This window comes from Pseudomonas sp. No.117, from assembly GCF_054558395.1.
Window position 1 is genome coordinate 205,203 of the sequence record NZ_BAAJNP010000007.1, and the last position, 14,593, is coordinate 219,795.

Below are 14,593 nucleotides of genomic sequence, written 5' to 3' on the forward strand. Positions count from 1 at the left end.
GGGTCGACCGCCAACGGCAGCTTTGGGTCGATAGCAGCCCCCGAGCTTTGCCGAGTCCATTAAAGCCATCCCACAACAGTCCATGCGAAATCCCGCAGACAGTCGCAATTACTTCGGAAACCCGCAGCAGGCTCCTTCCGTTCGGATGTGGGTATCTCAACCTCCAGCGACGTAGATATGGTTTCCCGCTGACCCAGCCCTTCTGATCGCGTTTCCTGTACCAGCCACTCCTCTGCCTGGTACCGCGCATGACCCTCTTCTCTCTTACCGTCCCAGCAGGCCCGAAAGCCTGCCTGCTGGGCTTTGCCCTGACCACCGCCTGCGTCCCCTTCGCCACAGCAGACGTGCTGGCCATCTCCGACGCCGCTCATCCGCTCATCAACAGCGCCGGCGCCCGGGTTGTGCTCTTGGATGCCCCGGACCACCTTGAGCAAAAGCTCTCCGAAGGCCTGCCGGCGGATCCGCGCCAGGCCGTAGCCATCATGCAGCAGCGGATGCGTTCGGCCTCCGCGCAGCAGCTGGGACGTGACCTCGCCAAGGCGCACCAAGACGTGGCTGATGCGTGGAGCCTGGGCGTGGCCAAGCTGCCGGCCGTCGTGGTGGATCGTCAGTATGTGATCTATGGCCAGCCCGACGTGGCGGCCGCCGTGGCCAGCATTGAGCGCTACCGGAGCAGTGGACGATGAGTCAGCCTGTGCAGCGTCTACGGCGCCTTGCCCTGGCGATCCCGCTGGCCACCAGCCTGCAGGCCACCGCAGCGGTCACCACCGCGACCATTGTGTCGTCCTCGCTCTCGCCCGACTGCCTCGAATACAAGGTGGTCGGCATCTGCTACTGGCTGTTCTGCACCCCCTACGGCTGCAAGGTTAAGACCTCGGCCAAGGTCCGGCACTTCGTACCCGATGCCGTGGTGTCCAGCTACGCCAATACCGGCGAGAACCCGTGGACGGAGATGGCGTCCTTCAGCCCGGTCAGCAGCGTTGCCGCCGGCGGCAACGACCCGGGCGACAGCGCGACCCAGGCCAACACCTCCATCAGCGCTCGCTTCAAGAACACCGATGTCATCGGCCACCCGGGCGGCTACGCCTTCAGCCAGTTTGCCAGCGGCTCGGGCTACGTCTGCAAGGGCGCCGGTACAGCGTATATGCCCTACTTGCTGAGCAACTACGACTACCTGGCCTGGCGGTACGGCATCCCCGAAGCCGTCTACCCGGAGGCCCTCATCCCGGGCAAGCGCGAAGTGGGCGGCACCTTATCGGGAGACCTGTGGGGCAACGTCTATCCGCGCAGTGGCTTCCTGCATCAGCCCGACGACTACAAGGCCGCGGCGGTCATGGCCCAGCGCGCCGGGGATGTGGTCACGCGCTCTGGCCAGATCCACGTCTACCAGTCGCTGCTTGCCCAGCCAGAAGACGGCTACTGGCCCGCTGGCGAGCTGCTCGAGGGCGATGCCACCACCGGCAAGTGGCAGGAGCTCACGCCCACGCTGAGCCAGAGCTGCGCTGCCTTTCCCAACCCGGGCCCTCACGTCCAAGACACCGTGGGCGCCTATGCCTGGGCGCTTTGGCGCCCCTACAGCTGCTGCAAGCGTGAAGGCCAGGTCTTCCTGGGCAGCACCGACTTTCAATGATCAGGGAGCCGTCGATCATGAGCACCACTCGCCTCACCCTGCTGGCCAGCACCTGCCTGGCCGGTCTTCTTCTCGGCAGCGCTATCCAGGCGGCCGAGCCCTACCGTGTGCAGTCCCAGGGCAGAGTCATCGGCGACGACGTGCTCTACAGCATCGGCGGCGGCAATGCCGTGTCGATGGGCAGCGTTGGCAACATGGACAGCATCCAGATTGGTGGTGGCTGGAACACCAACCTGATCTGCGGAAACATGAGCCTCACCAACACCCTGCAGAACCAGCTCAACGGAGCCACTCAGGGCTTCCAGACCATCATGAGCTCGGTGCTGCAGAACGCCACCGGCGCCGTGGCCTCCCTACCCGGCCTGATCCTGCAGCGCGCCAACCCGGGGCTGTACAACCTCATCACCAACGGCATTGGCCAGGCGCGCCTGGACTTCGATCGCTCGAAGGGCACCTGTCGCGCGATCGCTGACAAAATGCTCGATGTCGCCGGCGGCCAGGTCGGCTGGAACAAGCTCGCCGAGGGGGAGGCAATGAAGTCGGTTGCTGCCGGCACCACCGATGCGGTCGCCGCGATAAACCAGGTCGAGCAGAAGAGTGGGAATGAGGGCGTAACCTGGGTCGGCGGAAGCAAGGCTGGGGGCAGTGGCCAGCAGCCCATCAAGGTGGTCAGCGACGTCACCAAGGCCGGTTACAACCTGCTGAGCGGCCGCTCGCCCACCGCCACCGGCTCGATTCCGACCAGCAGCTGCAACGGCGGCCTCGTCTGCAGCACCTGGTCGTCGCCACAGGAGGCCGCAACCTTCGCCACTCGGGTACTGGGCGAGCAACAGCAGCAGACCTGCGACAACTGCCAGAAGACCGTGACCCAGGCCGGGGTGGGTCTCACCCCGCTGATTCAGGAGACCTACGACACCAAGCTCAAGGCGGTGAATGCCCTGATCGCCGGCACCCAGCCGATGACGACTGAGAACCTGGCCGCTGCCGGCAGCAACTCCATCCCGATCACCCGCGGCATCATCGAGTCGCTGCGTACCGAGCAGGACCAGGACGTGCTGGCCAAGCGGCTCGTGTCCGAGGTGTCTCTGGCCGATGTCATCGAGAAGGCGCTGTCGCTGGTCCGCACCCTGGCCGCCGGCCGCCAGGAGCCCAACGTCGCCGCCAACCAGGTCGCCCAGACGCAGGTCGACCAGAACGCCGCCAATCTGCAGGCCGAGATCCAGAACCTCAAGACCGAGCTGGACATGCGCCGAGAGCTGGCCGGCAACTCGCCCACCACCATCCTGCAGCGCGCCTCGATCCGCAAGGACGCCTCCAAGGGTATCTTCCAAGGCGATCCCCTGCCGAATCGCCTGGATCGCACTGAGAATCCGGCGAAGAAAGGCGAATGACCATGACAACTTCCTCTTGGTCTCGCCGCGCCCAAGCGGTACTCAGCTTAGGTCGGCGCGGTTTAGGCCTGACCTGGTCACTGCTGTGGCCCTTCCTGCTGGCGGTAGCTATCGCCCTGGGCTTCGTGCTTGTGACGGCCTGGGGCTTCGGCGACCTGCAGAGCTACCGCCAGTGGCAGGCCGAGCATCGTGGCCACTTCCTGGTATGGCGGCTGTGCTTGTACGCCGGACTGATCTGCTGCTGGTGGCCGGTGAGACGCCGACTGATGGCGGCGACTGATGAGCGTGGCCGTATCTATCGCTGCGAGGCGTTGGCCCTGGCGGTCATCGGCCTATTTGAACTGCGCAACGCTGGTGTGCTGTAGGAGATCGCCATGCAGCTCTATACCAACGACTACCTCGAGTACTACCTGACCCTGGTGGGCTGGATCATCAACAGCGGCATCTGGGAGATGATCGGCGGCACTGGCCTGTTTGCCGCGCCGTTCGCTGCCATCATCATCCAGGAGTGGCTCCGCGCCCGCGGCGAAGGCCAGGACGAGGGCAACAAGGGGGCCTTGAGCCTGGCGCGCATCGAGAATCGGTTCTTCGTGGCCTTGGTCGTCATCATGCTCGGCCTGATGCCACTTCCGAATGCGAATGTCAGCTTCTCGACTATCCAGTACGACCAGACTCGGTCAAAGCAATGCCAGGTCGATGTGCCCAAGCCGGACGGAACGGGCTGGGGAGCCTCGTTCAGCACCCTCAACGGCAAGAGCGCCCAGGTGCCGGTCTGGTGGATGGTGGTCCACGCCCTGTCGAAAGGCATGGCGGCCGGTGCCGTGGCCAGCATTCCCTGCGGTCAGGATCTGCAGCAGCTGCGCATGGAGGTCAACGCTGAGCGGATCGACAATCCCCTCCTCGCCCAGGAGGTCGCCGACTTCACCAACGACTGCTACGCCCGGGCTCGCGCCAAGCTGTTCATGACCCAGCCCACCCTGACCGACAAGCAGTACCTGGACGTCAGCTGGATCGGCTCGATGTACTTCCTCAACACCAGCGGCTACTACAGCGATGGCAGCTCGGGCTTCCGCTCCCATACCCCGCGTACGGCATGGCCCTACGATGCTACCCGGGACGCGGGCCTGGCACAGACCACGGGCGGCGGTGGCTATCCCACCTGCACCCAGTGGTGGTCGGATGGCTCCAAGGGCCTCAGAGCACGACTGCTGGCACAGGTGGAGCCGGACATCCTCACCAAGCTGGCCAACTGGGCAAGCTTCATGTCTCAGGACGAGGTGAATGACTCAGTGATTCGGGACCTGGTGTCCCCAAAAAAGCAGACGCTGACGCAGGGGCAGGTCTACGGGGACTACGGTGGTCAGATCGGCAGCTCGCTGTACAACGACGCTGCGAGGGTCACGGCAGGTCTGGGACAGGCAGTGGGCTCGCTCGCCTATTTCCCGGCCATGGACAGCGTCCGGCAGGCCGCACCGATGGTGATGGCCTTCCTCAAGATGGCCTTCATCATCTGCATCCCCATCGTGCTGGTACTGGGAACCTATGACCTCAAGGTGGCCATGACACTCACGTTTGCCCAGTTCGCACTGATCTTCGTGGACTTCTGGCTGCAATTGGCGAGGTGGGTCGACAGCACCATTATGGACGCGCTGTATGGCACCGGGATCTACAAGGTCAACAACACCGCGCCGCACGCCAACTTCGACCCGATCATCGGCCTGAGCAACATGCAGGGTGACATGCTGTTGAACTACGTGATGGGAGCTATGTTCTTGATCCTCCCTGCCTTTTGGATAACTGCCCTTTCATGGGCAGGCGCCAACTTAGGAGGGATGATTACCGGGCTGGCAGAGGGTAGTAAATCGGCCAAAGCAGAAAGCGGAACGGTGGGTAAACAAGCTGCGAATAGCGCTGTTGCGGCGGCTAAGGCAGGGAGGGAGTAGCGAGAGTGAGACAGGCAGCAAGCTGCCTGTCATTTTCCGTAGTTGTCGTCTCTGTGGCCAAAAGAATCATAGTGACCATAGCCAGCATCACCATCACGCCACTCACCGAATTTGCCAGTACCGTACGCACTCAGCGCATCTTCTGCCTCGCCCTGATGGGGACCGGCAATCAAAGCGGCGGCCGCAACAACTGCCATCACACCGATCAAAACAAAGAACAAAGTTTTGGCAGCAACTATTAGTGCAACTACAGCTAGTGCTAAACGAAGTCCCCACTTCACAATCGTCATGGCACCCGAGCTGAATCCAACTGAGGCGATCAGTAGGCACACTCGCGATTCGCCACGCAGGTAGAGCGAAGCGGATTGTCCCAGAATTTTGCCTACGAATTTGGCAAAAACTGCACTGGCCATGGGGCAACTCTCTCAAAAAATAACAGATTGCGTTATGACATCACTTATACGCCCCAGCTCACTAGCCTGCAACAGCTTTATCGTGCTAAGCCCTGCGGTAATTTGAGCAATCTGTCACATGAATCAAGGGGTTAGGAGCGTAAATGGGCTGGAGCAAAGGAGGGAATGGAAGGGGGCTTTAAGGGTAAAAGCCCTACCAGAAAGGGCTCCGCCGTTGGTGAAGTGACCCCCGAAAGCTGGCTGCGGAGGGCGCAGTCCTGTCGAATACCGTATGGCAACAGCAGCGATCCGTGATGGCGATAGCTAGTTGAGCGCTTGACGAATCGCTGCTTCGAGATCTTTGAATAGCCAAGGCTTCTGCAGAAAAACGACATGCGCCGGAAGCTCTGCACTGACCGCATACTCATAGCCCGTCGTAATAATCGTCGGCATTTCCGGCCAACGGCTTAAAAGCATCTCGACCAGCTCCGCTCCTTTGAGCTGTCCGGGCATCAGGTGGTCGGTGATCAGCAAGTCAGGACGCAAACCGCCAAGGACAGCAACCAACGCATCATCGCCGGTGGTGAAGTGATGCAGTGTCGCTCTGCTGTCCGCAAGAAAGTCATCCAGAATCTGACCCAGCATCAGATTGTCTTCCACCACCACAACATGTAAAGACGCAAGGTTCAGCATCAGCTGCTCTAGGGTGAGGTCAATCATCCATGTTAGCAGGAGCTGTGAAGGCTTACTCTATCGCTCGTGTCGGCGATGTCAGCAGCCACTACGCCGCCGGCAATCGCTCACGAATGACTTCTTCGATCTGCTGATAGGTCCAGGGCTTGGCGATGAAGGTCGCGTTAGGGGCTAGGGCGTGATGCTGGGTACCGCTGTAGCCGGACGTGACCACCACTGGCAGTGCTGGCCAACGAGCAGCTACGATCTTCGCCAGGTCGAAGCCGTTGAGCCGCCCGGGCATTAGCACGTCAGTGACCAGGAGAGCGATTTCGTCGGCATGTTTTTCTAGGTAGGACAAGCCATTATCGGCCCGGTCAGCCGTCACTGCCGTGGCACCCATGTCGGCAACGATTTCCGACAGCAGCAATAGCAAAAGCGGCTCGTCGTCGACGACCAGAATCTGAAGTGGAAGCAAAATTAATCACTTGAAGGCAACAGCCGACATATTGGATGGCAGGAATCAGTAGACCCTCCGATACCGGTAGCGTTGCTACGAGTTGACAGGTGGTTAATTATCGAGCACCTGTCTGACCTTGATGGCCAGGTCCCTGAGTGTGAAAGGCTTGGGTAATAGGGCGACCCCCGGATCCAGCGTCCCATGATGGACAATCGCGTTACGGGTGTAGCCTGTCGTGTAGAGCACCCGCATGGAGGGCTGGGACAGGCCGATCTGATCGGCCAGTTGACGCCCGGTCATCTCCGGCATGACGACGTCAGTGAACACCAAAGAGATCTCAGGATGCTGGGTGAGCAGGTTGAGGGCCATCGCGCCGCTGTCGGCATCAAGCACCTGATAACCCAGCTCAAGTAAGGATTCGACCGAAATGACCCGCACACGCGGATCATCCTCCACCACAAGGATCAGCTCGCCTTCCTTGGCGATCGGAATGACATCGGTCGATGCGTCAAAGCGCTCAACGGGCTTGGCGTCGCCACGATAGCGCGGGAGGTAGATCTTGACCGCCGTGCCATGGGCCAGCTCACTGTAGAGCTTGATGTGGCCCAGGGATTGTTTGACGAACCCATAAACCTGCGACAGCCCGAGGCCTGTGCCTCGCCCTACCTCTTTGGTTGTGAAATAGGGCTCAAACACTCGTTCAAGCGTCGCGTCATCGATGCCTGTCCCGGTATCCGTTACAGCGACCAGGACATACTCGCCCGGCTCAATGTGGTGCTGGCTTGCGTAGTCGTCGTCGATGTAGGCGTTGCCTGTTTCAACGGTGATACGCCCCCCGTTTTCCATAGCGTCCCGGGCATTTACGCACAGGTTGAGGACGGCTTGCTCCAGGCTACCGATATCGGCCTGGGTCAGCCATAGCCCGGCGTGCCGGACGAATTCCACTTGATAGGCACTACCGAGTGTTCGCTGCAGCATGCCCGAGAGGCCGGTGACCAATCGATTGAGATCGACCGGCTCCGGCGACAAGACTTGCTGACGAGAAAAGGCCAGCAGCCGATGCGTGAGTTCCGCAGCGCGAGTCGTGCCCTCCAAAGCCAGATCCGCATAGCGATCCACCTGGGTGTCACCTCGCCGCAACCGGGCTTGCAGCATGTTCAAGCTGCCCATAATGACGGTCAGCATGTTGTTGAAGTCGTGGGCGATACCACCGGTGAGTTGGCCGACCGCCTCCATCTTTTGAAGCTGGCGCACCTGATCCTCGGCGGACTCGCGGGTATGTCGTTCATCGCTTAAATCTTGGCGTGTTCGATCCAGTGCGACTTCTTGGCTGACGTTGACGGACCGTAGCGCTACGGCGTCCTGCTCGAAACGAGTGGAGCGGCTCTGTATCGCATCGACGTCTGTACAGCTCGAGAACCAGCGGATGACTTCTCCCTCTAGGTTGCGGATGGGCAAGGCACGGCACAGGCACCAGTGCGGCCCCTCACCTACGGTCTGCATCTGGAAGGTGGCCTCCCAGTCGCGCTCGTCAGCCATCGCCTGTGCGCGCTCAGCAACGATGTGCTCTCGCGCTTCCTCAGCGATAAGTGAGTGCCAGCCATTGTTGACCAATTGCTCGGTCGAAAGGCCGGAGAATGTCTCCCATTGAGGGTTGAAATAGAGGTCGCGGCCCTGGACGTCTGAGATCCACACCAGTTGAGGGATGCTCTCTGCGAGCTGCTGGAATTGCTGAGCCAGCTGTTCCGTGTGCAGTTGCCGGCGCTGCTCCGCTTCGACCCGATCCGTCAGGTCACGAATAACTTTCACTACACCCACGAGATGCCCTTCGTCCCACATGGGCATCATCAAGCCACTGGCCCAGAAGCGCTCGCCATCGGCGCGCAGGTGCCAGCGATCATCAATGGCTCTTCCCTGACTGACCGCCAGGCCAATTTCGCGCTCTGGCACCCCCATATCGCGGTCTTCTGCGGTGAAAAAACGGTGCATGGATTTTCCCAGCATCTCGTCCCGTGACCACCCCAGAATCTGGTGAGCGCCGGCGCTCCAATCCGTGACCCTGCCGGTCATATCACCCACGACGATGGCGTAGTCCAGCGCGCTGTCGAGTACAAGACGACTGGAGCGCTCGGCGCGATCAAGCCGTTTGCGCAAGTCAGCATTTTCCCGACGCAATTCGTCGAGAGAGAGAGCCTTTCGATCCGAAGCCAAAGAAAGCGCCTTGTCAGCGAGTGACGGCTAAAGTTGAAGGTGCACCAACCGGCAGCGCTGCGAAGCCTGATACCGGCATGCTTGACGGGGCAGCTCAAGCGCAATATCGCCTGAACGCGGTCAGATTAAGATGATTATTAGGGGTTGCCAATGCCACTGTCTTTACTCGACGGCATCTGCATCATGGCGGCGTCCCGATGAGCTCCCGCATGCGCGCGGCCAAGACGTCCATAGCGAAGGGCTTGGTCAGCACCGACATGCCCGGTTCCAATTGGCCGTTGTTGAATAGCGCATTCTCGGCAAAGCCGGTGATGAACAGGACCTTGAGATCAGGTCGACTGGTCCGTGCAGCATCGGCCATTTGCCGGCCATTCATGCCACCCGGTAGGCCGACGTCGGACACCAGCAAATCAATGCGCACATCCGACTCCAGCACCTTGAGTCCGGAGATACTGTCGGCGGCTTCAATCACGACGTAGCCCAACTCCTCCAGTACCTCTGTAACCAGCATGCGCACCGTGGGCTCATCGTCTACCACCAACACGGTTTCACCCGTACGCGCGGTCTCACGCTCGCCGAGACGACCTGCTATGACGTCAACATCAGCTGTGCCGACATACCTAGGCAGGTAGATGCAGACCATGGTGCCATCGCCTTCCTCAGAGTAGAGGCGAACCTGGCCTCCAGATTGTTTGGCGAATCCATAGATCATCGATAGGCCCAGGCCCGTCCCCATGCCCAATGGCTTGGTGGTAAAGAAGGGTTCGAAGGCTTTGGCCATCGTAGCCTTGGACATGCCCGAGCCATTGTCCGAAACACACAGCGACAGGTACTGACCGGCCGGAATGTCGTGCATTTGGCCACTGCGTTGATCAATCCAGCGATTGCCCGTTTCGATGGTGATCTTGCCACCGCTGGGCATGGCATCCCGCGCATTGATACAGAGGTTGAGCAGGGCATTTTCTAGCTGCGACGCATCAACCAGCGCCGGCCACAGCCCGACGGTGCCGACGCTTTGCACCTCGATGGCGGGCCCGACCGTACGCTGAATGAGGTCAAGCATACCGCTGACCAGCTGATTGATATCGGTCGGTTTGGGGGCGAGCGTCTGCCGACGCGAAAAGGCGAGCAGGCGATGAGTCAGCGCCGCGGCGCGCTTCGTGGCGCCCTGGGCGGTTGCGAGGTACCGATCCAGCTCATTGACTCGGCCTTGGCTGATCCGCGCGGCCATCAGTTCCAGTGATCCTGAGATGCCGGCCAACAGGTTGTTGAAGTCGTGAGCCAATCCACCCGTCAGTTGGCCGACTGCCTCCATCTTTTGCGCTTGACGCAGGGCTTCTTCGATCTCACGCTGGTCAGTCAGGTCGCGGCCGACAAAGTGAAATAGCTCGGTACCAGGGTCTGGCGCGGCGGTCCACATGATGGTGCGCCGTTCACCCTCACGGGTGATGACGCGGTCTACGAAGCCCGTGATGGTCTCGCCCTGAGCCAAACGCTCTAATACCTGTAGCGCGCCAGGGTGATCCTCGGGATCTACAAAATCGATCAAGGGACGACTCAGTAGCTCGCTCTCACTCCACCCCAGCAGCTGCTGCCAGGCCGGGTTTACGACCTTGAGGTAGCCTGCCAGGGTCGCACTGCCCATGAGGTCGTTGGTGGTTTCCCAGACCCGGTTACGCTCGCGGGTGCGGTGCACCACCTGTTGTTCCAGCGTCGCATTCAACGCCTGCAGGCGCTGCTCGGCCCGCCGGCGCTCGACGGCGTAGCGCGTCAATTCAGCGATATCCTTGACGAAGGCAATCTCCTCCTCTCGCCACTGCCGGGGCTGCGCGCACACGACAAAAAACGCGGCGACAAAGCGGCCGCGCTCCATGATCGGAAAGTTAATCAAGCTCTGGACGTTGATGGCCGAGAACTGAGTGACCTGATCGCGAGTGCGCGGATCCAATGCCACATCGTGGATAACGACGGTGTGACCCCGGCGTAGATCCTCGACATAAGAGCCGTACTCCTCGAAGAGGTAGCGGCCGGCTAAGCGCGTGCCGCTGCCTGCCGTCCAGTCGCGCTCGACGTGGACATAAACGCCATCCTCATCCATGACGGCATAGGCCGCGGCTTGAAGATCAAGCCGCGCTCCCATCACCTGAGCGGCCATGGCCGCCATGTCGAGCGGGTCATCCAGATCCCGGATACGGTCCTTGAATACGTTCAGAAAATCACGTGACTTGAGCCGATCTCGCTCCTCCTGGCCGGCCTGGATCTGCAGGCAGAGCTGCTGGTTCGCGTTCTCCAAAGCCTGCTGCTGCTTGACCGGTCCGGTTGTCTCAATGAGCCCACATAAAAATCCACCTACCGCCCCGGCGCCCCCTCGGATCGGCGTCCAGAAGAAGGTGAAGAAAGTGTCCTCCGCGTAGCCCATGCGCTCCACACGCAAAAGCAGATCTTTTCGCGTAGAAGCATGGCCTGCGTAGACATGATCGACCATGGGGGCAAACTCGGACCACGCTTCAGGCCAAGCGTCTCGGAAGCTATGGCCAAAGGCAGCCGGATGGCGCAAACCGAGAATAGGCGCACAGGCGTCGTTGTAGAGATAGGTAAGGCTATCCCCCCACACAATGAACATCGGGCTGGCCGTGCTGATCATTAGGGCAGCACTGGACTGCAAAGACGCAGGCCAATCCTCGAGCCTCCCCAGTGGAGTGGCGGACCAGTCATGCTCGCGCAAGGCGGTGACCATCTCACTGTCAGGCAGATACGGAAGCGTGTGATCGAGCACGGCAATAGCTCTCGGGCGAGATGGATGATCAAGAAAAAAGCGGCTTCACAGCAAATCGAGCGCCCCTAGGCGACGAAGGTGTTCAAGGTAGAGCCTATCGAGCAGCAGGGTTAACGCTCGAAGATTTTCTGCGGCAATAGCTCGCACATCGTTCAAGGCGGACAGATAGGCGGGCGCTAGCCGAAAGTGCAGTTCTAGTAGCTTCAAATCCAGCGCCCGATCCCTGTAAACGACAAAGCTCGCCACGGCAAAGACTGCACGATCATTAGGTAAGGGAGGCAGGATCGGTGGCATCTATCAACCGGTTTGGTGGCGCGCGGCCATCATGGTTATCGCGATCATCACCTCCGTAAATTATAGCGCTACAAGTCTTGTGGGTCGAATCAGAACTCGGCCGTCCACTCACGGCCCTCGGTCAGGTCACGTCTAGGTGACGAAGGTGATCACTTCCCGCAGCTGTCTCGAAACCAAGCCAATCGTGTTCACAAGCTGAGCACTTTTGAATCATAAGGCTGCACTCCCGATGCCCAAGCTGTGTCTACTCAAAGCCTTTACCGCCTGAGAATCCATGCTATCTCGAGACGACTATGACTATCGGCGACAGAAAACCCCGCGTTGGCAACATGCTTCACCCTAATCTGAGCATCACGCTCAAGGACCAAATATGCGCTGATGCTGGCTCCAGGGAGCAAGCTATCGGTGGGCTTGGAAAGCGTTACCTGGCTGAGCGGCCGGACGAGGATGGGACTCTCACGGAAAGGAGCCCCTCGACCCAAGCCACGCAGGGCTCGGCCTGGTGAGGGATCCCGACAGCCGTGTAGCCACCGCCGTCCTGGTGCTCGGAAACCTAGTCATTGGGATTGCACTGCTCTCATCTTTGTATGACTTTTGGTAGCTACCGAGGCTGAGCGCCGGTAGTCACCCTGCCTAGATTGCAGCCTGACACCAGGCTGGTAATGGGGCTGGGAGCCCGACTGATCACGGCATGAAGTGCAGGCCTAGTTCTAGAGGCGGCGAAACAGGTTCAGGCTCGCCCATGGCAGCTAAACCCTAAAAAGTCAGAGACAGCTAAATAGGCCTGATGCCAACAACGTTTCCGCCGGTCAGCACGTCGCTATCTGCGTAGCGCGGTTTTCTGATCGATCTATACTCAGCCTTTGGGCTCGGTCAGCCCCCAAGGCATTGAGCTAAGGCCAGCACGGGAGTTCTGGCCTTTTCTTTTGGGCCTAGAACGCTCACATCCGGCTTGCCAAGAGAGCCGTATCGGCCTCAAGCGGGAGATGAGACCCTTTGCGCCGCAACTCATTGACCGCATGCAGGATAATCATATTGGTCTGGCCAATATCTTTCATGACTGACCACTCGATGACGCGGGATACCATCGCAGGCACCGAGGGATCCACCAAGCAGACCAGCCAGCCGTCAGCACGCCAATCCAAAAATGATTTCACCGGTGGATCCAGCGCTTCCAAGCGCTCACGTAAGCTATCCATCTTCTAGCCCTCAGTCGACATCACGCTACCTCAGGCTAGTCGAGAACGGATAGGGCGCAACGAGCTACCGCAAAAAGCAGCTAGGGATGGATGCGACGGCACTGTTTTCCATGACAATCATGCGCTGTCGGCGATGATGCTCTTATTAGGAAAACCTTGAGTAATCCTATGCTTAATCCCGGCCTCAAGTTTTTGGGAATTATTTCATTTAATCTTTGGCTACTGAAGAGCTTGGCTGGCATGTTGGCAGCGATTTGCGAGCGCCGAAAATTCCAGCACGGTAATTAGTTGCTATCAATATTGTCCAACCTAATCAACCCTATCAGATACACGTAGCAAAGGAGTCCCGCAATGATCGCTCGGTGGCAATGGCTGTTTATTAAAATAACAAAGCGTCTGTGGTTTAGGGCAGGGCTTTTCTCATTATTGGGCGTAGTAACGGCGCTGATTGCGGTTGTTTTCCGAGATCACATTCCGATAGATCTGCCGGGCAAGATAGGGGCTGACGCGGTCGACAAAATTTTAGGCATAATTGCTTCCAGCATGTTAGCTGTCACCACCTTTTCCCTAAGCACCATGGTGACGGCTTATGGGGCAGCAAGTACTGGCACAACCCCTCGGGCTACGACGTTGGTCATGGAGGACAGAACCACTCAGAATGCCCTGTCGACCTTCATTGGTTCTTTCCTTTTCAGCCTCGTAGGCATTATCGCCCTAAGTACTGGAGCCTACGGCGCCCAAGGTAGAGTTATCTTGTTCGCCGTAACCATCATCGTGGTCATTTTGATCGTTTATACCCTGCTCCGATGGATCGATCACTTATCTAGACTCGGTCGAGTCGGTGAAACAATTGATCGGCTTGAAACCGCTGCAATCAAAGCCTTAAAGGAACGGGGTCAACTGCCTTATCTAGGAGGTTGTGCATATCCTCATCGACTAAATCCGGGCTTAAAAATCCTCAGTCGTGAAGTGGGTTACGTGAAGCATATTGATGTGCCGGCGCTGGAGTCTTTTGCGACTAAGCAGAATTTTATAATTTATCTTGAGATTCTTCCAGGTAGCTTTGTAAACGAGGGCGAAGTGCTGGCTCATGTGGTTCGGACAGATACAGAGCCAATGGAAGAGTCTCAAATTAAGCAAATCCTTTCGGTCGTCACCATTGGTGTAAGCAGGACCTTTGAACATGATCCCCGCTTCGGTCTTTCTGTGCTTTCTGAAGTCGCGTCAAGAGCGCTGTCACCCGCCGTCAACGACCCAGGCACGGCGATCGATGTCATTGGCAGAGGGATACGCGCATTCAACGCATATGCCACATACAGCGCGCCCGATGAAACACAAGCGCACCGCAGTTGCGTGTACCTCCACGGACTGTCCATAGAAGACATGTTTGACGATTTTTTCTCGCCTATTGCGCGTGACGGCGCCGCACTGATAGAGGTGAATATCCGTCTCATCAAAGCGCTTGGTAGCCTAGCAAACTCCAGTCCGGCGTTGTACGCAGACGTGTGTGCCAGGCACATGAATATCGTTCAAGAGCGGGGGGAGGCTGCCTTGACTCTTATGGCTGATAAGACGCGTCTGAGAGCGTGCATAACCGCCTACACATGATTAGACGTGACGGCCTA

General features: G+C 59.1%; 13 protein-coding genes. 6 read left to right on the forward strand and 7 right to left on the reverse strand.

Annotation, left to right across the window (positions count from 1 at the left end):
• Positions 1-248: 248 nt before the first annotated feature.
• The 5 genes from ACYJP6_RS18170 to ACYJP6_RS18190 are packed head-to-tail and all read left to right on the forward strand — an operon-like array spanning position 249 to position 4,964.
• On the forward strand, positions 249-686 hold the full coding sequence (locus tag ACYJP6_RS18170; protein ID WP_459476499.1) for a TIGR03757 family integrating conjugative element protein: 438 nt from the start codon (positions 249-251) through the stop codon (positions 684-686).
• Positions 683-1,630 carry a TIGR03756 family integrating conjugative element protein gene (locus tag ACYJP6_RS18175; RefSeq protein ID WP_459476501.1) on the forward strand — a complete coding sequence of 316 codons (948 nt, stop codon included), beginning with the start codon at positions 683-685 and terminating at the stop codon, positions 1,628-1,630. The genes ACYJP6_RS18170 and ACYJP6_RS18175 overlap by 4 nt, the downstream gene beginning before the upstream one ends.
• Positions 1,631-1,647: 17 nt before the next feature.
• A complete protein-coding gene (locus tag ACYJP6_RS18180) occupies positions 1,648-3,021 on the forward strand; it encodes an integrating conjugative element protein (protein ID WP_459476503.1) in 1,374 nt (457 codons plus the stop codon).
• Between the two features lie 2 nt (positions 3,022-3,023).
• On the forward strand, positions 3,024-3,386 hold the full coding sequence (locus ACYJP6_RS18185; protein WP_459476505.1) for a hypothetical protein: 363 nt from the start codon (positions 3,024-3,026) through the stop codon (positions 3,384-3,386).
• A 9-nt stretch (positions 3,387-3,395) separates the two neighbouring features.
• A complete protein-coding gene (locus ACYJP6_RS18190) occupies positions 3,396-4,964 on the forward strand; it encodes a conjugal transfer protein TraG N-terminal domain-containing protein (protein ID WP_459476508.1) in 1,569 nt (522 codons plus the stop codon).
• Positions 4,965-4,993: 29 nt separating this feature from the next.
• On the opposite strand, the gene ACYJP6_RS18195 is transcribed toward ACYJP6_RS18190, so the two are convergent.
• From ACYJP6_RS18195 to ACYJP6_RS18225, 7 genes are all read right to left on the reverse strand, one after another.
• Entirely contained in the window at positions 4,994-5,377 is a 384-nt protein-coding gene (locus ACYJP6_RS18195) for a DUF3742 family protein (protein ID WP_273807570.1), read from the reverse strand.
• A gap of 303 nt (positions 5,378-5,680) precedes the next feature.
• On the reverse strand, positions 5,681-6,076 hold the full coding sequence (locus ACYJP6_RS18200) for a response regulator (protein WP_459476510.1): 396 nt from the start codon (positions 6,074-6,076) through the stop codon (positions 5,681-5,683).
• A gap of 61 nt (positions 6,077-6,137) precedes the next feature.
• Complete coding sequence (locus tag ACYJP6_RS18205; protein ID WP_459476512.1) at positions 6,138-6,506, reverse strand: response regulator; 369 nt, start codon at positions 6,504-6,506, stop codon at positions 6,138-6,140.
• A gap of 93 nt (positions 6,507-6,599) precedes the next feature.
• Complete coding sequence (locus ACYJP6_RS18210) at positions 6,600-8,699, reverse strand: PAS domain S-box protein (protein WP_459476514.1); 2,100 nt, start codon at positions 8,697-8,699, stop codon at positions 6,600-6,602.
• Between the two features lie 181 nt (positions 8,700-8,880).
• Entirely contained in the window at positions 8,881-11,475 is a 2,595-nt protein-coding gene (locus tag ACYJP6_RS18215; RefSeq protein ID WP_459476516.1) for an ATP-binding protein, read from the reverse strand.
• A 45-nt stretch (positions 11,476-11,520) separates the two neighbouring features.
• Positions 11,521-11,769, reverse strand: coding sequence for a hypothetical protein (locus tag ACYJP6_RS18220; protein ID WP_459476518.1), 249 nt, complete (start codon positions 11,767-11,769; stop codon positions 11,521-11,523).
• A gap of 941 nt (positions 11,770-12,710) precedes the next feature.
• Entirely contained in the window at positions 12,711-12,968 is a 258-nt protein-coding gene (locus tag ACYJP6_RS18225) for a hypothetical protein (protein ID WP_459476521.1), read from the reverse strand.
• Between the two features lie 351 nt (positions 12,969-13,319).
• Here ACYJP6_RS18225 and ACYJP6_RS18230 point away from each other — a divergent pair, with 351 nt between their 5' ends.
• Entirely contained in the window at positions 13,320-14,576 is a 1,257-nt protein-coding gene (locus tag ACYJP6_RS18230) for a DUF2254 domain-containing protein (RefSeq protein WP_459476523.1), read from the forward strand.
• The last annotated feature ends 17 nt before the right edge of the window (positions 14,577-14,593 follow it).